Below are 17,757 nucleotides of genomic sequence, written 5' to 3' on the forward strand. Positions count from 1 at the left end.
GCGACGAATGCAGGATGTTTTGGGGATTGTGACGGGCTGACAGCGCTCGTAACATAGTGTCGAAACGCGTAGGGCGCAGGTCCTGCACCAAAAAGGACGGTCGCCCGGCAGTCAGGCCGGGCCTCTGGAGCAATGCGAGGATCGAAGTAATGGCCAATCCGACCGGCGGCGACAGCAAGAATACGCTCTATTGCAGCTTCTGCGGCAAGAGCCAGCACGAGGTGCGCAAGCTGATCGCCGGGCCGACCGTGTTCATCTGCGATGAATGCGTCGAGCTTTGCATGGACATCATCCGCGAAGAGACCAAGACCTCGGCGCTGAAATCCGGCGACGGCGTTCCCAGCCCGCGCGAGATCTGCAACGTTCTGGACGATTACGTCATCGGTCAGGAACACGCCAAGCGCGTGCTCTCGGTCGCGGTGCACAACCATTACAAGCGGCTGAACCACAGCTCGAAATCCGATATCGAGCTGGCCAAGTCGAACATCCTGCTGATCGGCCCGACCGGCTGCGGCAAGACGCTGCTCGCGCAGACGCTGGCGCGTATCCTTGACGTGCCCTTCACCATGGCGGATGCGACCACGCTCACCGAGGCCGGCTATGTCGGCGAGGATGTGGAAAACATCATCCTGAAGCTGTTGCAAGCCAGCGAATACAATGTCGAGCGTGCGCAGCGCGGCATCGTCTATATCGACGAGGTCGACAAGATCACCCGCAAGTCCGACAATCCTTCGATCACTCGCGACGTCTCGGGCGAGGGCGTGCAGCAGGCGCTGCTGAAGATCATGGAGGGTACCGTGGCCTCGGTGCCGCCACAGGGCGGGCGTAAGCATCCGCAGCAGGAATTCCTGCAGGTGGACACGACCAATATCCTGTTCATCTGCGGCGGTGCCTTTGCTGGCCTCGACCGGATCATCGCGCAACGCAACAAGGGCACAGCGATGGGCTTTGGTGCCTCGGTCAAGGAAAACGATGACAAGGGCGTGGGCGAGCTGTTCAAGCAGCTCGAGCCCGAGGATTTGCTGAAATTCGGCCTGATCCCGGAATTTGTCGGCCGTCTGCCGGTCATCGCCACGCTGGGCGATCTGGACGAGGGCGCGCTGATCACCATCCTGACCCAGCCCAAGAACGCGCTGGTCAAGCAGTATCAGCGTCTGTTCGACCTTGAGGATGTCAAGCTGACCTTCACCGAGGACGCATTGGTTGCCATCGCCAAGCGGGCGATCAAGCGCAAGACCGGCGCGCGCGGGCTGCGTTCGATCATGGAAGATATCCTGCTGGATACCATGTTCGAACTGCCCGGCCTGACCAGCGTCGAAGAGGTCGTGGTCAATGATGAGGCCGTGGATAATCCCGCCGCCAAGCCGCTGCTGATCCATGCCGATGCCAAGAAAGAGACAGCAACGGCAAGCTGATTTCCGTGCTGGCACTCGACATTCCTGAGCCGTCCCATTGGGACGGCTCATGCTTTTGGACGCTGCTTTCGGCTGGATTTTAGGGATATATCCGCCAGCTGACCAGGCGGGGTGTCCCCCGAAGAGCGATCGACTGGAGACATCTCTGATGCTTGGTCCTCATTTGATTGCTCGATAAGACGCGAGATTGCGACGCTGATCTGTCTAGTGGCGCAGATACGGTGCATGTCGGGAGCCAGCGAAAGATGATCATTGCGCCTTGGCGTGCTGGCCCTTCAGACCAATGATCCACAGGTTTGCGGATCACATGCCCAACTCAGCCAGTCCCCGCACGGCAATATCGCCGCAGCATGCCTGACAGGGCGCATCCTACTGGACCGCGGCGCAAAGATTTGCGATACCCGCTATGATATTGACCATGAGGTTTCAGCCATGTCGCTCTTCATCCGTCTTCTGACCTGGTGGAACAGCCAGACCCTGAACACGCAGGTCTGGACCAAGCTTTACGGCGAAAAGGTCGGTGAGGACGATCAGGGCAACATCTATTACCAGTCGAATGGCGGCAAGCGGCGCTGGGTCATCTATAATGGTGAGGCCGAGGCAAGCCGCGTCGCGCCCGAATGGCATGGCTGGCTGCACCACACCTATAAGGAACCGCCGACCCGCGATCCGCTGACCCACAAGGCTTGGGAAAAGCCGCATGCGCCGAACCAGACCGGCACCCCCGAGGCCTATCACCCCCAGGGCTCGCTTTATCGTGCCGATCCGGCCAAGCGCCGCGATTACGACGCCTGGCAGCCCGAGTAAGGTGATGAACAGCGCCGCCGAACGGGCCGAGCTCTGGGTTGGCGCGGCCGTTCTGGCCGTTGCCGGCAGCTTTCTGGCTTGGTCCAGCGCAGGCAGCGGCTTTGCCGCACAGCTCAGCGGCGGCTATGAATTGCGCGCGGCATTCCCGAATGTGGATGGCATCGAGGTTGGCACCGATGTGCGCGTGGCCGGGGTCAGGGTCGGCCGCGTTGCCGCAGTCGAACTTAACCCGCAGACCTATTTCGCCGAGGCGCGGCTACGCATCCCCGACAGCATCCGCCTGCCCAGCGACAGCGCCGCGCTGATCCAGTCGGACGGGCTGCTGGGCGGCTCGTATATCGAGCTGCAGCCGGGTGGCGCGCCCGAGAACCTTGAGCCGGGCGATGAGATCGAGGATGTGCAGGGCGCTGTCAGCCTGATCTCGCTGATGATGAAGTTCGTGGATTCGCAAGCCTCCGAGGATGGCAATGAATAAGCATCTGACCCGCGCTGGCCTGTGCCTGCTGCTGGCCGCAACCCCGGTCCTTGCGCAGGATCTGGAGGAAGTCCCCGAGGAGGAAAGCCAGCTGATGGTTGATCCGGCCTTCAGCGACGACCCCAATGCCGTGGTGCCGGCCGAACCCTCGGCGGCCGAGCGCGAGGCGGCCGTGGCTGCGGCGCGCGGCCCGCAGACCGCGCGTGGCAACAGCGCTTTGCTGCGCGGGCTGGACAAGGTGACGGGGCAGACGCGGGAATTGACGCTGGCCGTGGGCGAGTCGGTCGAATTCGGCCGGCTTGAGGTCCTCCTGGCGGAATGCCGCTTTCCGGCGGGTGATCCCAGCGCGGACGCCTTTGCCGAGATGACGATCACTGACAAAAAGGCCAATGCGCGGGTGTTTTCCGGCTGGATGATTGCCTCGTCACCGGCGCTTTCGGCGCTGGACGACCCGCGCTACGATGTGTGGGTGGTGTCCTGCACCAAGGCCTGAGCCGCTGGCAGGGCATGGGCGGTGAAATCGGCGCGCTGCTTCAGCGCTTGGGCCAGTTGCCGGCGATATTCGCCGCGCGGGATGGTCTGCCCACCCATCGAGGCCAGATGCGGATTGGGATATTGCGTGTCCCACAGCACAAAGCCGCAGCGTGCCAGATGCCCCGACAACCAGATCAGCGCCGCCTTTGAGGTGTTGTCCCGGCGCGAGAACATGCTTTCGGCAAAAAAGGCCCCGCCCAGCGACAGGCCAAATACCCCGCCGATCAGTGCGTCATCCTCCCGGATTTCCAGCGAATGGGCGTGACCCAAAGCGAAGAGTTCGGCGTAAAGCGCTAGCAGTTCGGCATTGATCCAGGTCTCGTCGCGATCGGCGCAGCCCTTGACCACGCCGATGAAATCGCCGTCGATGCGGGCCTGCCAGCGGCTGTGGCGCAAAAGCTTTCGCATCGAATGCGAGATATGGACACCGCCCACCGGCAGGACGCCGCGCTGGGGCGGCTCGAACCAGTAAAGATCGGATCCGCTGGCCGAGGCAGCCATGGGAAAGATTCCCATGGCATAGGCCTCAAGCATGGTTCGCGCCGTCAGTCCGCCAGCCATGCGCGGGGCGTTTTTCTGGCTGCGCGCACCGGGCTTAGCCGGCGTTCTGGGCAGCCTTGGCGGCCAGCCATTTTTCCAGCCAATGGATCGAATAATCGCCCCTCTGGATATCGGGATTTTCCAGAAGCTCGCGGAACAGCGGGATCGTCGTGTCCACACCGTCCACGATCAACTCGCCAAGGGCGCGTTGCAGGCGCGCCAGTGCCTCGGGCCGGTCGCGGCCATGTACGATCAACTTGCCGATCAGGCTGTCGTAATAGGGCGGGATGCGGTAGCCGTCATAGATGGCGCTGTCCATGCGCACACCCAGCCCGCCCGGCGCGTGATACTGGCTGATCCGCCCCGGAGAGGGGGTAAAATTCGGCAGCTTCTCGGCATTGATGCGGACCTCGATGGCATGGCCATTGATCTTGAGGTCTTCCTGCTTGAATTCCATTTCCTCGCCTGCGGCGACCAGGATCTGCTGGCGCACGAGGTCCACGCCGAAGATTGCCTCGGTCACGGGATGTTCGACCTGCAGGCGGGTGTTCATTTCGATGAAATAGAACTCGCCATCCTCAAACAGGAATTCGATGGTGCCGGCGCCGCGATAGCCGAGCTTCGCCATGGCATTGGCGCAGATGCCGCCGATCTCGGCGCGCTGTTCGGGGGTGATGACCGGGCCGGGAGCCTCTTCCAGCACCTTCTGGTGGCGGCGCTGCAGCGAGCAGTCGCGCTCGCCCAGATGCACGGCGCGGCCACGGCCGTCGCCAAAGACCTGAATCTCGATATGGCGCGGGCGCTGCAGGTATTTCTCGATATAGACTTCGTCATTGCCGAAGGCAGCCTTGGATTCGGCGCGGGCGGTGCGGAAGGCGGTTTCCAGACCGGCCTCGTCCTGCGCCACCTTCATGCCGCGCCCGCCACCGCCGGCAGTGGCCTTGATGATGACCGGATAGCCGATTTCTTTCGCGACCCGCTTGGCCGCATCCACATCCGGCACGCCACCGTCCGAGCCGGGCACCACCGGGATGCCAAGCGCCTTGGCGGTTTCCTTGGCGGTGATCTTGTCGCCCATGATGCGGATATGTTCCGCCGAAGGGCCGATGAAGGTGATGCCGTGATCCTCGAGCATCTGCACGAAGCCGGCATTTTCCGACAGGAAGCCATAGCCCGGATGGATGGCCTGCGCGCCGGTGATCTCGCAGGCCGAGATGATGGAGGGCATCGACAGGTAGCTTTCGGGCGAGGGCGGTGGGCCGATGCAGACGGATTCGTCGGCCATGCGCACATGCATGGCGTCGGCATCGGCGGTGGAATGCACCGCGACCGTGGCGATGCCCATCTCGCGGCAGGCGCGGATCACGCGCAGCGCGATCTCGCCACGGTTGGCGATCAGGATCTTGTCGAACATGGCGCTTGCCTCACTCGACGACCATCAGGGGCGAGCCGAACTCGACCGGATTGCCGTCATCGACCAGAATGCGTTTCACGGTGCCCGAACGCGGCGAGGGGATGTGGTTCATGGTCTTCATCGCCTCGACGATCATCAGCGTGTCGCCTTCCTTGACCTGCTGGCCAATGGCGACAAAGGGCGTCGCGCCCGGCTCGGCAGACAGGTAGGCGGTGCCGACCATGGGCGAGGTGACAATGCCCGGCAGGCTGGTCGGGTCCTCGCTGGCTGCCGGCGCGGCGGCGGGGGCTGCTGCCGCAGGGGCGGCGGCGGGCGCTGCGGCCATGGCCGGGGCCGGGGCATAGGCCTGAACGACCTGCTTGGATTGCTTGGACAGGCTGACGGTCAGCCGGTCGTTCTCGTCATATTCGCGTTTGACGGTCAACTCGGTCAGGTCGTTGCGATTGAGCAATTCGGCCAGCGCCTGGATGAAGGCAACGTCACCCTCGTGAAGGCGCTTGTCGTGACCAGCGTGTTTGGAATCGTCGCTCATGCTGTCCTCTGATTGTCATTGTTGGGGCCGCGTTCTCTGCGCGGCGGCGTTTCAGCGCTTATAGACCGTCCCACAACCCAAGGGAAAGGGATTCGCCGCCTAGCGCCTGCGTTTCCAGCGCCGATGCACCCAGAACCACTGTTCCATATGGTCGCGGACCAGCCGTTCAAGGTCGTCATTCAGCGCCTGCATCATGGTGGCGGCGTCGCTATGGGGGATCGGCGCGCCCACCTCGACGCGAAAGCTCAGCCCGTCGGGCTGCCGGATTCCGGCCACCGGCACGATCAGCGCGTCATAGCGGATGGCAAGCTCGGCCGGGGTCAGGACGGTCTTGCTGGGCAGGCCGAAGAATTTAAGCTCGGCGCCGTGGCCGTCATATTGATCGAAGCCCAAAGCCATCCAGCCGCCGCCCTTGAGAAAGCGCAGCATCGAGGCAAGCCCCGAGCGTCCGCGCGGGAACATCGGCTCGGCGATGGCGCGCATGGCGGGAATGTAATGGCGGTTGAAGGCCTCGTTGTTCATCGGCCGGTACAGCGCCCCGACCGGCCAGCCGCGTCCCGACAGCGCCGCGCGCATGGCGTCGTAATTGCCGAAATGCGCCACCGCCAGAATGACCGGGCGCCCGGCCTGTGCGGCCTGTTCCAGCGCCGGCAGGCCCGGCCCGGTCAGGGGATCGGCCATGCGGATGCGGTCGGTGAATTCGGCCCCGGAATAGATTTCCGCCAGCGAGCGGCCGGCATTGGCGGGAACGGCGCGGGTCAGGCGGCGCACCTCATGCGCGGGCAGGTCGGGCCGGGCCATGGCCAGATTGTCGCGGATGCGCTGCCGCCAGCCGGCCAGCGGCCCCAGCACATGGGCAAAGAACCAGCCCATCAGCGGGATGCGGCGGTTATAGGGCAGGATGCGTGCCAGCCCCATGATCGCCAGAAACGCGCCATTGGCGATGCGGTCGCGCAGGGCAACGGGTTCGGTTTCCGGGGTTTCGGTCTCGCTCATGCGGCTCCCGCTCATGCGGCCCGGTGCATCGCGCGGGCCTCGCGCATCCAGACATATATGCCGGCGGCCACGATGATCAACGCCCCGGTCACGGTCCACAGGTCCGGGATGGTGCCCCAGAACAGAAAGCCCCACAAGCCCGCCCAGACCAGCCCGGTATAGCCGAAAGGCGCGATGGCCGAGGCCTCGGCCAGCGCGAATGCGCGGATCAGCAGCGCCTGCGAGACGGCGCCCAGAAACCCGATCAGGAGAAAGGCCCAGAGATGGCCGGGATCTATGGGCTGCCAGAAAAACGGCACCACGAACGAGGACAGGACCGAGCCGACCAGCGCCGACCACAGGACCGAGGTGGCCGTGGAATCGCCGCGCGTCATCCGCGTCAGCACCGCGCCCGCCGCATAGGTAAAGGCGCCGATCAGCGGCAGGATGGCGGCGGGATGCAGGACGCCCGCGCCGGGGCGGATGATGATCAGCGCCCCGACCAGCGCCGCCGCGATTCCAAGAATGCGCCGCAAGCCGATGGATTCGCCAAGAAATATCGCCGCGGCAAGGGTGATCAGCACCGGGTTGATGTCCATGATCGCCGTCGCCTCGGCCAGGCCGATGAATTGCAGCGAGGTAAAGAACAACCCCGATGAGGCGATATGCGAGAGGCCCCGCGCCAGTTGCAGCCCCGGCCGCGTGCTGACCAGCGTGCTGCGCAGGCGCGGGCCAAAGATCACCAAGACGATCAGCAGGTTGCCGACGAAACGCGCCCAGACGATCTGCGCCGGAGGGTAGTTCTGGCCCAGATATTTCGCCGTCGCATCCATCAGCGAAAAGATCACGATCGCCATCAGCAACAGCGCGATGCCCCGCATCTGCGTCTTGCGCGCCGGGTCGCCCGCAGGGGCGATGATCGGTGGCAAGGCGTCGGGATCGGTCTCAGGCGTGGTCATGTCGGCGTTCCTTCGGGGCTGTTATGCCCGCGCGGGACAGCAGGGTCCATGGGCCAAAAGAAAAACGGCCGCGCCTTGGGGCGCGGCCGTTTCATCTGTGATCGGGCTCAGCCCAGCAGGCGGCGGGCCTCGGCGACGGTCGCCTCGGGGGTGATGCCGAACTCCTTGTAGAGCGTCGGCGCCGGGGCCGAGGCGCCAAAGCCGGTCATGCCGATGAAGCCCGAGCGTTCCTCGCGCCCGCGCTCGCCCAGCAGGAGCCAGTCCCAGGGCTGGCGGATGCCGGCCTCGATGGCGACGCGGACGGTGTCGCCGGGCAGGACGGATTCGCGGTAAGCGGCGTCCTGTTCGCGGAACAGCTCCATCGTCGGGACCGAGACGACGCGGGTCGGCACGCCCGAGGCTTCAAGCGCCTCGCGCGCGGCGACCGCGATCTCGACCTCGGAGCCCGAGGCCATCAGGATCACCTTGGGCGCGGCCGAGGCCTCGCGCAGGATATAGGCGCCCTTGGCGGTCAGGTTCCCGCCGGCGGTTTCGCGCAGCAAAGGCAGGTTCTGGCGCGACAGTGCCAGCACCGAGGGCGTCGACTCGCTGGACAGCGCGATTTCCCAGGCCTCGGCGGTCTCGATCAGATCGCAAGGGCGCAGCATCAGCGTGTTCGGCGTCGCGCGGCAGATCGCCAGATGCTCGACCGGCTGATGGGTCGGGCCGTCCTCGCCCAGACCGATGCTGTCATGGGTCATGACATAGGTCACCGGCAGGCCCATCAACGCCGACAGGCGCATGGCGCCGCGGGCATAATCGACAAAGCACATGAAGGTGCCGCCATAGGGGCGGAAGCCGCCATGCAGCCAGATGCCGTTCATTGCTGCCGCCATGCCATGTTCGCGGATGCCATAGTTGATATAGCGGCCGGTGCGGTTCTCGGGCGAGAAGGTGCCCAGATCCTTGGTGCGGGTGTTGTTCGAGCCGGTCAGGTCGGCCGAGCCGCCCATGGTCTCGGGCAGTTCGGGGTTCACAACCTCAAGCACCATCTCGCTGGCCTTGCGGGTGGCGACCTTGGGCTTGGCGTCCAGCGCCTGTTCCTTCAGCGCGGCGATGACCGGGGCCAGCTTGTCGTTGACCTCGCCCGAGATGCGGCGGGCGAATTCGTCGCGGTTCGGGGCGGCATCGACGCGGGCATTCCAGGCCTCGCGCGTTGCGCGGCCCTTGGCGCCGATGGCGCGCCAGTCGGTCAGGATGTCCTCGGGGATGACGAAGGGGCGCGCGTCCCAGCCGATTGCGGCACGGGCGGCCTCGATTTCCTTGGCGCCAAGGGCCGAGCCATGCACGCCCGAGCTGTCTTGCTTGTTCGGGGCGCCAAAGCCGATGATGGTCTTGCAGGCAACCATGACCGGGCGGTCATCCTTGCCCGAGGCGGCGTCGGTCAGCGCGCGGTCGATATCGGCGGCGTCATGGCCGTCGCAGCTCAGCACCCGCCAGCCCGAGGCCTCGAAACGCTTGAGCTGGTCGGTCTTGTCCGACAGCGACACCCGGCCGTCGATGGTGATGTCGTTGTGGTCCCACAGCACGATCAGGTTTTTCAGCTGCTGCATGCCGGCAAGGCCGATGGCTTCCTGGCTGATGCCCTCCATCAGGCAGCCGTCGCCGGCGATGACCCAGGTCTTGTGGTTGCACAGATCGGCGCCGAATTGCGCGCGCATCGCCTCTTCGGCGATGGCCATGCCGACGGCGGTGGCGATGCCCTGACCCAGCGGGCCGGTGGTGGTCTCGATCCCCTCGGCATGGCCGTATTCGGGATGGCCCGCCGTGATCGCGCCCCATTGCCGGAAGTTGCGGATCTGGTCGATGGTCATCTGCTCATAGCCGGTCAGGTAAAGAACCGAATAGAGCAGCATCGAGCCATGGCCCGCCGACAGCACGAAGCGGTCGCGGTCAAACCAATGCGGGCTGGCGGCGTCGAATTTCAGATGTTTCTGAAACAGGACCGTGGCCACGTCGGCCATGCCCATCGGCATGCCCGGATGGCCGGAATTCGCGGCCTCGACGGCATCCATGGAAAGGGCGCGGATGGCAGAGGCGAGGCGCCAATGTGCGGGGTCGGCCTTGCGGCGGTCGGCGATGTCCATATCGGGTTTCCCTGCTGTTGGGGGCGGCAAGCCCTGATAGGCAGAGCGTGGCGTGGTTGCAACCCGCCACGGGATCGGGCATGGCGGTTTTCAATGACCATGCAGGACCAGATCATCGGATTCCGGCGCGACCGGATTGGTGCGCGGCTGATATGCCTGCTCAATGTCATGCGCCTGTCGCGCAAGTTCGGCGTCAATGGAAAATACCTGTGGTTGAGCGAGCCGGGCGGCCCCTATCCCGAGCTGGCCGATCCGCGCGATTTTCTGACCGCCGAGTTTGTCGCCCGCCACATCCGTGTCGTGGACGGGCCGCCCGATCTTGGCGCGCGGCGGAATGCAAGTGCGGTCGTGCCCGGCCTGAGTGCCGCCGCCTTCGCGGCCACGCTGGCCGAGGGGCGGCGCTATGAATGCGATTCAATGTCCGAAATCGTGCGGGTCATGGACGAGCCCGCCATCGAGGCCGAGGCCGGGATGCGCGATGTCGCCGCCGGCCTTAGGCTGGCGCCGCGACTGGCGGCGGCGCTTTCGCATGCGCGCGCGGCGATCGCGCGCGTGGGCGGCGGCGACCCGATCGCCATCCATGTCCGGCGTGGCGATATTCTGGACGGCGATCCCTGGTCTTACAGCAGCTGGCCCTCGAAATACGTTCCCGACGAATTCTTCCGCGCCTTCATCGCGCAAAGCACTGGCCCGGTCATTGCCTTCAGCGATACCCCCGCCGCCGTTGCCCATCTGGCGCAGGGCAATCCGCGCGTGGTTCCCGCAGGCGCGCTGTTTGACGGCGACAGCCTTTCGCCCGCCGCGCGCGATCTGCTGGAGCTTATGCTGATGTCGGAATGCGCCGAGGTCGGCGCCCCCAGCCAGAGCGCGTTCTCGCGCGCGGCCGCGATCATGGGCCCGTGCCAGATCGCGGCACTGCCTGCGGCCCTCTCCCCCGAGACCCGTATCGCCGCCTATGACGCGCTTCTTGACCGGGCGATCGCCTGTCCGGACAGTTTCCACGGGCCGGGCGATCTGGCGCAAAGCCTCGGCTATGCCGCAAAACATGCCGTGACCACCGGGCGCAGCAACGAGCTGATCGAGATGCTGGCCGGGCGGGACGGGTTTCTCGACCGCTTTCCGTTTCTGTATCGCGAGCTGGCGGTCATGGCCTGGGCGTCGGGCCGCATGCAGAAGGCCCGGCGGCTGGCGCAGGATGGGCTGGCCGCACCCTTGATGCGCAACCGCGACAAGCCGCAATGCCGGCAGGTGCTGCTGGTCACCGAATCCGGCGACAAGGACACCATCGCGCAAGACACCGAGGCGCAGTTCCTGACCATGCTGCTGACCGGGCGGGCCGCCGAGGGGCCGATCATCCCGACATTGGCCCATCGTCTGCTGTCGCAACCGGACAATGCGGTGGCGCGGACAATGCAGGTCGCGCCGGTGATCTTGCCGCTTTACACCCAGCCCGCGCCCGAGGGCGCGCGCTCGGGCGAGACGCTGCCTTTGTGGCTCCTGCGGCTCGACTGGGCGGAGTTCCTTGGCAATCCGGCACTTCAGCGCGAATTGCTGCAAGCGGTCGGCATGTGGCAAAAGATCAAGCCGGCGGCCGATGGTCTGGACGAGATCGAGGCGGCGCTTGCGGCTGGCGACACGCCGGCGGTGACGGCGGCGGATGCGGCGCGGTTCGGGCATTGCGCCTCGGTGCTGCGGCTGCACGGACGACTGAAACGGGCCTTCGCGCTGCTGCATTGGCTGGACGCCGCGCATCCCGATCAGCCGATGACCCACAAGCGGCTGGCCGATACCTGTTTTGCGGCAGGCAATCGCAAGGCGGGGTGGCGCTGGCTGAACTCGGCCCAGCAGCTCTCCGGAGCGAATGCGATGCTGCGGCTGTCGGCAGCGATCCGGGCCACGCAGGAGGCCGACACGGCCACGGCCGAGCGCCATCTGGCCAAGGCTGCCGAGCATTGGCCCGGGCTTGGCCTGATCGCGACCGTCCGTCGCGATTTCCAGCCGCGCCTGCCGTAGTTTTCGGCATATGCCCGCCCGCGCCCCGATGTGACGGGCGGCGCGCAACCTTCGGCAGAAAGGCTTTGCCAATATCCCCTTGGCGCGGCAGAGTTTCATCTGGGCAAGAGCTGTCACGTCGGAGGGAAGAACATGGCACGTCATGCACAGACGCCGGTCGATCCGGTCGATGAAATCCTGCCGCCCCTGCGCATGACCACGCTGGGGCTGCAGCATGTTCTGGTGATGTATGCCGGCGCCGTCGCGGTGCCGCTGATCGTCGGCCGGGCGCTGAAACTGTCGCCCGAGGACGTGGCCTTCCTGATCTCGGCCGATCTTTTCTGCTGCGGCATCGCCACCATCATCCAGTCGCTGGGGGTGACGCGCTGGTTCGGCATCCAGTTGCCGGTGATGATGGGGGTGACATTCGCCTCGGTCGGGCCGATGGTCGCCATGGCCAATGCCTATCCGGGGCCGGATGGCGCGCGGATGATCTTTGGCGCCATCATCGGCGCCGGCATCATCGCCATGCTGATCGCGCCCTTTATCGGGCGAATGCTGAAATTCTTTCCGCCGCTGGTCACCGGCACCATCATTCTGGTGATCGGGGTCACGCTGATGCGGGTGGGGATCAACTGGATTTTCGGCAACCCCGTCGGGCCGACCGCGCCGAAGATGGTCGACCCGGTCGCGCAGGGCTGGCTGAACCATATCCGCGAGATGGCCGGATCCGGAGAAATCCCCGCCATGCCGGAAAATATCAGCGTGGCGCCCAGCGTGCAGAACCCGCTCTATGCGCGGCCGGTCAATATCGCGATCTCGGGCGTGGTGCTGGTGGCAATCCTGATGATCGCGCGTTTCGGGCGCGGTTTCGTCGCCAATATCGCCGTGCTTCTGGGAATGCTCGTGGGCGCGGCGCTGACCATCCTTCTGGGGCAGATGACCTTTGACAAGGTCGCCCATGCGGCCTGGTTCGGCATCGTGACGCCGTTTCATTTCGGCATGCCGATCTTTGATCCGGTGCTGATCGTCACCATGGTGCTGGTGATGATCGTGGTGATGATCGAATCGACCGGCATGTTTCTGGCGCTTGGCGACATGACCGGCCGCAAGATCACCCCCGAGCGTCTTGGCGCGGGCCTGCGCACCGACGGGCTGGGGACGCTGATCGGCGGCATCTTCAACACCTTCCCCTATACGTCGTTTTCGCAGAACGTCGGGCTGGTCGGTGTCACCGGCATCAAGAGCCGCTTCATCTGCGTGGCGGGCGGCGTGATCCTGATCCTGTTCGGACTGGTGCCCAAGATGGGGGCGGCGGTGGAATCGCTGCCCACGGCGGTGCTGGGCGGCGCCGGGCTGGTGATGTTCGGCATGGTCGCCGCGACCGGCATCCGCATTCTGTCGACGGTCGATTTCGCCGGCAACCGCAACAATCTGTTCGTGGTGGCGGTGGCGCTTGGCTTCGGGATGATCCCGCTGATCGCGCCCGACTTCAAGCAATGGATGCCCCATGCCATCCATCCGCTGATCGAATCGGGCATTCTGCTGGCGACCATCGCGGCGGTGGTGCTGAACGCCTTTTTCAACGGCACCGGCGGCAGCGTCGAGGACGCCAAGCGCGCCGCCAGCATGGCCGATCACTGACCCGAGGCGGCGCTTTCGCTGCTGGGCGCGACGACAGCCTCGCCCAGCGGCCTGATCTTCAGCCGGGTGATGCGGTTCTCGCGCCGGGTGACGATTTCAAAGCGATAGCCCTGGAACGAGAAGACCTGCCCCTGCGTCGGGATCGACTGCGCCATGTGGATGACCAGCCCGGCGATGGTATTGGCCTCGTCGTCCGGCAGGGACCAGTCCAGCGCCCGGTTCAGGTCGCGGATGGTCATGGCGCCATCGACAAGGTAATCGCCCTGGGGATTGGGCACCAGCGCGCGGGCGGCATCGGTGTCATGCTCGTCGGTGATCTCGCCGACGATTTCCTCAAGGATATCTTCCAGTGTGATCAGCCCGCGCAGGCTGCCATATTCGTCCACGACCAGCGCGAAATGCGTGCGCCGGGACATGAATTCCTGCATCTGCTCGTCCAGCGGCGTGGTGTCGGGCACGAAATAGGGCGGCATGGCGGTGCTGAGGACGTCGAACGTGTCCATCGCCTCGGGGCCGCCCTCGCGGATGGCCTTGCGCACGCCGCGCAGCAGATCCTTGGCATGGATGACGCCGATGACATTCTCGCGTTCACCGCGAAAGACCGGCAGGCGGGTATGCGAGCTTTTCAGCACCCGCTCCAGCACCTCGTCGGCGGGCAGATCGGCGTCGATCATCTCGATTTCCGAGCGGTGCAGCATGATCTCCTCGACCGAGCGTTCGCCAAGGTCCAGGGCCCCCATCAACAGGTCGCGCTCCTCTTTCTGCACGGTGCCGCTGGACTGGGCGATGGCCAGCGCGCCGGCGATTTCCTCCTGCACCGAGAAAAGATGCTCGGACTGGTCGGCGCGGATGCCAAAGATCGCAAGGATGCCGCGCACGATCAGCCGCACCACGGCGACGATGGGCGACATGATATGGGTCAGGATGCTGATCGGGCGGGCGACGCGGCTGGCCAGATCCTCGGGGCCAAGGATGGCATAGGTCTTGGGCAGGACCTCGGAAAAGATCAGGACCAGCACCGTCATCACCAGCGTCGCAGCCGCGACCCCGCTGGACCCCAGCGCGCGGGTAAAAAGTGCGGTGGCAAGGCTTGCCGAAAGGATGTTGACGACATTGTTGCCCAAAAGGATCGAGCCGATCAGGCTTTCGCTGTCCTCGGTCACCTCCAGCGCCTTTTGCGCGCCCGGATCGCCCTTGTCGGCGCGGGATCGCAGTTTGGCCCGGCTTGAGGCGGTCAGCGCGGTTTCCGAGCCAGAGAAAAAGGCCGAAAGCCCCAACAGCACAAGGATCGCGCCCAGCGTGCCCCAGAAGGTCAGGTCATAACTGTGCCCGCCAGCAACCCCGCCGGGGGCGGTATTGCTGGCAGCCTCGGTGGCGGTCTGGGCGGCGATCTGAATGGCGGCGGGCAGGCTGGTCATTCGTCTTTTCCCTTTGCCGGGGGGCTGGCCAGCGGGTGATGGTTCAGGACCAAATCACGCATCCGGGCATCCATGACATGGGTATAGATTTCCGTCGTGCCCAGATCGGCATGACCCAAAAGCGTCTGGATGGCGCGCAGATCGGCGCCACCTTCCAGCAGGTGGGTGGCAAAAGCATGGCGGATGACATGAGGCGAGACGCGGGCCGGATCGATCCCGGCGGCGACGGCCAACTGATCCAGCAGCGCATTCATCGCCTGCCGGGTCATGTGGCCTTCCTTGCTGGTCGCGGGAAACAGCCAGCGCCCGCCGCGCCCATTGACCAGCCGCCCCAATGCGCTGTCGGCGGGGGCATGGTCGCGCAGTTTCAGCCAGCCCGCCAGCGCCTGCCGGGCCGGGGCGCTAAGCGGCACCATGCGTTCCTTGCCGCCCTTGCCTCGGATCAGCAGCAGCGCCGGATTGCCCCGGCAGGCGCTGACCGGCAGCTCGACCAATTCGCTGACGCGCATGCCGGTGGCATAGATCAGCTCGACCAGCACCAGATTGCGGGCGCGTTCGACAGCGTTGCGGCCCAGTTGGGGCAGGGCGTCCAGCATGGCCTGAACCTCGGCCCGGTCCAGGGTCTTGGGCAGGCGCTGCTGGCGGCCGGGACCGCTGATGCGCCCGGCCGGATCGTCCTCGCGCCAGCCCTCATCCAGTGCAAACCGGGTGAATTGCCGGATCGAGGACAGCCGCCGCGCCCGCGTTGCCCGCGACAGGCCGGCATCGTCGCAATGGGTCAGGTAATCCTCGACCTGTTCGCGGCTCATGCCGATCAGATCAGCGCCTTGGCCGGACAGCCAGTCGCTGAAATCCAGCAGATCGCGGCCATAAGCCAGAAGCGTGTTGCGCGCCGCGCCGGATTCGGCGGCCTGCGCGTCCAGAAAGGCCGAGATGCGGCCCTGATCGCTGCCGCCCTCCGTCTTCATCGCTGCGGCTGGGGCATGATCGCCGGCGCGAGGATCAGCTCGACCGCGGCTTGCCGGGCGATCTCTTGCTGGCCCAATGCGCGCAGGCTGCGCAGCCCCTGCGCCGCGCGTGCCAGATCGCCGTCCAGCCCGGCATCGGTATCGGCAATGGCAGCCAGCAATGCCTCGCCGCGCTTGTTCGACAGGATCAGATCGGCGGTGGCCGGGGGCACATTGCTTTCCGAAGGGCCCAGAAAGGCCGGGAACAGGATCGCCGCCTGCGCCTCGCCGCGTCCCGGGGGCGGGGCGGATTCCGGCTCACCCGAGGCAAAGTTCAGAAGCCACAGATCAAAGGGCGCGGCATCGGTGGGCGGATCGGCCACGACCTGCGGCTGCGCGGCCTGCAAGGCCAGCCCCAGCGCGATCTGGCCCGGCCGCCCGTCCAGCCCCATTGCGCCCAGCTCGGCGCCGACCATTTCGGCCAGCGCGACGCCCAGCCCGGCAGCAACCATGACATCAAAAGCCGAGGGCAGGGATGTCGCCGCAGCATCGGTGTCGCGCGCGGCCAGCGCCGCATCCAGCGCCTGCACCGCCGAGGCGCGGTCCCAGACCCCGCCCGAGGCGGCCGGGCGCTGCTCCAGGTAGATGCGGCGCAGTTGCGAGGCGGGGATGGCGCCGGCACGGGCCAGCCGCTCGGCCGCGTCCAGCCGTGCCTTCCAGCCGCCATTCTCGTCCAGATCGGCCAGGGCAAAGGGCAAGGGCAGGCTGGATGAGGGCAGCGGCTGGCCGATCGCCTCATGCAGGCGCAGTTCAAGCGGTGTCACCACCTGTGGCGGCATCAGTTCGGTTGCGCTGTCGGTATAGGCGTCGTCCAGATAATGCGCGAGCAGCGTCGCCATGCCCGGATCGATCTTGCCCATCACCTCGGCGCCGTGAAAGACCAGCGCGGCAGCCGACCAGTCACCCCCGAGCGCCAGACAATAGATGCGGGCGGGAAAGCTGGGCGCGACGCCCGGGGTACGGTCCATGACATCGCAGGCCTGAACCTCGTCGCGCGACAGCAGGCCGATGTCGAACAGCCGGCGGAAGCGCTCAGGGTCGCCGGGGCCGGCGACCAGCAGCAATTCCTTGGCGGCGCCGGTGGCGCCCATGTCAAGCAGCTTGTCCACCCGCGCCAGAAACAGCTTGCCCTCGGTCCCCGGGGCGGTCGCGGGGGGCTGCAACTGCGCGGCCAGCAACCGGCGTTCAAGCCGGCGCAGGACCGACAGGCGCGGCTTTGAGGCCTGCACAAGCCGTATCAGCGTCTGGGAATCGCTTGCCCCCCAAAGGTTTCCCGGCAGGCCCGCCGTGCGCGGCGAGACGGTGCCCTTGCTGTCGGGATTGCCCTCGCCCAGCCGGGTGACGCCGACCGGCTCGACCGCGCCGGTGGCGGCGATCTCGCGCTTGGTGCGGCGCTTGAGCTCGGGCGGACGCTTGTCGCCGGGGCGCCAGCCCGAGATATTGTCAGGCTGCTGCACGCTGCCCGACAGCCAGTCGCTGGCCGAGAGCGGCGGCTTGGCGGCCACGGGCTGCGTCAGGCCGAATGTGGCAAGCAAAAGGGCGCCGAATCTGGGGCCAAGCCCCGCGCCAGGCCGGGAAAGGTCAGTCGAGATCATCTTCATCCGTTGTCGTGCCCTCGGCGGGCGTGGCGGCCGGTGTGGCCGGCGCTGCCGCCTCGGGTGTCTCGGGCGCAGCCGCAGGTGCGGAGGCGCTGGCCGGGGCGTCGCTTGCGGCCGTGGGGCTGGGCGGTGCCGCGCCCAGATCCAGCTGGACCGGCATGCGCATTTCCTGCGGGTCGGAACTCATGTCCCCGAAATAGGCGTAGCCAGCCAGTCCCGCCAGAATCAGGATGACCAGAATAACCACCACCTTAAGAAGTCGCATGAAATGCCCTTTCAGCCTCGAATTCGGTCTTAATACCGGTCTTTCGCCGGTTGGTG

The 17,757-nt window shown here is 65.9% G+C and carries 16 protein-coding genes; 6 read left to right on the forward strand and 10 right to left on the reverse strand.

Going from position 1 to position 17,757, the window contains the following annotated elements; translation table 11 throughout:
* The first annotated feature begins 149 nt into the window (after window positions 1-149).
* The 4 genes from clpX to DFP89_RS00945 all read left to right on the forward strand — a co-directional run bounded on the left by clpX (window position 150) and on the right by DFP89_RS00945 (window position 3,190).
* Window positions 150-1,415, forward strand: a complete 1,266-nt coding sequence (clpX, locus tag DFP89_RS00930) for an ATP-dependent Clp protease ATP-binding subunit ClpX (protein ID WP_114347503.1) — start codon at window positions 150-152, stop codon at window positions 1,413-1,415.
* Between the two features lie 432 nt (window positions 1,416-1,847).
* Window positions 1,848-2,222, forward strand: a complete 375-nt coding sequence (locus tag DFP89_RS00935) for an NADH:ubiquinone oxidoreductase subunit NDUFA12 (RefSeq protein WP_114347504.1) — start codon at window positions 1,848-1,850, stop codon at window positions 2,220-2,222.
* A 4-nt stretch (window positions 2,223-2,226) separates the two neighbouring features.
* Window positions 2,227-2,697 (forward strand): outer membrane lipid asymmetry maintenance protein MlaD, encoded by a 471-nt coding sequence (gene mlaD, locus DFP89_RS00940; RefSeq protein WP_114347792.1) that lies wholly within the window; start codon window positions 2,227-2,229, stop codon window positions 2,695-2,697.
* A complete protein-coding gene (locus tag DFP89_RS00945) occupies window positions 2,690-3,190 on the forward strand; it encodes a DUF2155 domain-containing protein (RefSeq protein WP_114347505.1) in 501 nt (166 codons plus the stop codon). Before mlaD ends, DFP89_RS00945 begins: the two co-directional genes overlap by 8 nt.
* Here DFP89_RS00945 and aat read toward each other — a convergent pair.
* The 6 genes from aat to tkt form a co-directional block, all read right to left on the reverse strand.
* On the reverse strand, window positions 3,154-3,792 hold the full coding sequence (gene aat / locus DFP89_RS00950) for a leucyl/phenylalanyl-tRNA--protein transferase (RefSeq protein ID WP_114347506.1): 639 nt from the start codon (window positions 3,790-3,792) through the stop codon (window positions 3,154-3,156). The genes DFP89_RS00945 and aat overlap by 37 nt on opposite strands.
* A 34-nt stretch (window positions 3,793-3,826) precedes the next feature.
* Entirely contained in the window at window positions 3,827-5,185 is a 1,359-nt protein-coding gene (accC, locus tag DFP89_RS00955) for an acetyl-CoA carboxylase biotin carboxylase subunit (RefSeq protein ID WP_114347507.1), read from the reverse strand.
* Between the two features lie 10 nt (window positions 5,186-5,195).
* The gene (gene accB / locus DFP89_RS00960) at window positions 5,196-5,717 is read right to left on the reverse strand and encodes an acetyl-CoA carboxylase biotin carboxyl carrier protein (RefSeq protein ID WP_114347508.1); all 522 of its coding nucleotides are present in this window, start codon (window positions 5,715-5,717) and stop codon (window positions 5,196-5,198) included.
* 99 nt (window positions 5,718-5,816) lie between these two features.
* Window positions 5,817-6,713 carry a lysophospholipid acyltransferase family protein gene (locus DFP89_RS00965; protein WP_114347509.1) on the reverse strand — a complete coding sequence of 299 codons (897 nt, stop codon included), beginning with the start codon at window positions 6,711-6,713 and terminating at the stop codon, window positions 5,817-5,819.
* A gap of 11 nt (window positions 6,714-6,724) precedes the next feature.
* On the reverse strand, window positions 6,725-7,651 hold the full coding sequence (locus DFP89_RS00970) for a DMT family transporter (RefSeq protein ID WP_114347510.1): 927 nt from the start codon (window positions 7,649-7,651) through the stop codon (window positions 6,725-6,727).
* A 107-nt stretch (window positions 7,652-7,758) separates the two neighbouring features.
* On the reverse strand, window positions 7,759-9,777 hold the full coding sequence (gene tkt, locus DFP89_RS00975; RefSeq protein WP_114347511.1) for a transketolase: 2,019 nt from the start codon (window positions 9,775-9,777) through the stop codon (window positions 7,759-7,761).
* A gap of 93 nt (window positions 9,778-9,870) precedes the next feature.
* Here tkt and DFP89_RS00980 point away from each other — a divergent pair, with 93 nt between their 5' ends.
* Together DFP89_RS00980 and DFP89_RS00985 are read left to right on the forward strand one after the other, a co-directional pair.
* On the forward strand, window positions 9,871-11,790 hold the full coding sequence (locus DFP89_RS00980) for an O-fucosyltransferase family protein (protein WP_114347512.1): 1,920 nt from the start codon (window positions 9,871-9,873) through the stop codon (window positions 11,788-11,790).
* 132 nt (window positions 11,791-11,922) lie between these two features.
* A complete protein-coding gene (locus DFP89_RS00985) occupies window positions 11,923-13,413 on the forward strand; it encodes a nucleobase:cation symporter-2 family protein (protein ID WP_114347513.1) in 1,491 nt (496 codons plus the stop codon).
* Here the strand turns inward: DFP89_RS00985 and DFP89_RS00990 are convergent.
* Genes DFP89_RS00990 through DFP89_RS01005 form a run of 4 tightly spaced genes read right to left on the reverse strand, consistent with a single transcriptional unit; the run spans window position 13,407 to window position 17,701 of the window.
* Complete coding sequence (locus tag DFP89_RS00990) at window positions 13,407-14,831, reverse strand: HlyC/CorC family transporter (protein WP_114347514.1); 1,425 nt, start codon at window positions 14,829-14,831, stop codon at window positions 13,407-13,409. The genes DFP89_RS00985 and DFP89_RS00990 overlap by 7 nt on opposite strands.
* Window positions 14,828-15,799, reverse strand: a complete 972-nt coding sequence (locus tag DFP89_RS00995) for a site-specific tyrosine recombinase XerD (RefSeq protein WP_114347515.1) — start codon at window positions 15,797-15,799, stop codon at window positions 14,828-14,830. The genes DFP89_RS00990 and DFP89_RS00995 overlap by 4 nt, the downstream gene beginning before the upstream one ends.
* Window positions 15,796-17,433, reverse strand: coding sequence for a hypothetical protein (locus DFP89_RS01000; RefSeq protein ID WP_245948555.1), 1,638 nt, complete (start codon window positions 17,431-17,433; stop codon window positions 15,796-15,798). Before DFP89_RS01000 ends, DFP89_RS00995 begins: the two co-directional genes overlap by 4 nt.
* Entirely contained in the window at window positions 17,420-17,701 is a 282-nt protein-coding gene (locus DFP89_RS01005; RefSeq protein ID WP_114347516.1) for a hypothetical protein, read from the reverse strand. The genes DFP89_RS01000 and DFP89_RS01005 overlap by 14 nt, the downstream gene beginning before the upstream one ends.
* Between the last annotated feature and the right edge of the window lie 56 nt (window positions 17,702-17,757).

Origin of the sequence: Paracoccus lutimaris, from assembly GCF_003337565.1 — a bacterium.
Classification (GTDB): Bacteria; Pseudomonadota; Alphaproteobacteria; order Rhodobacterales; family Rhodobacteraceae; genus Paracoccus; species Paracoccus lutimaris.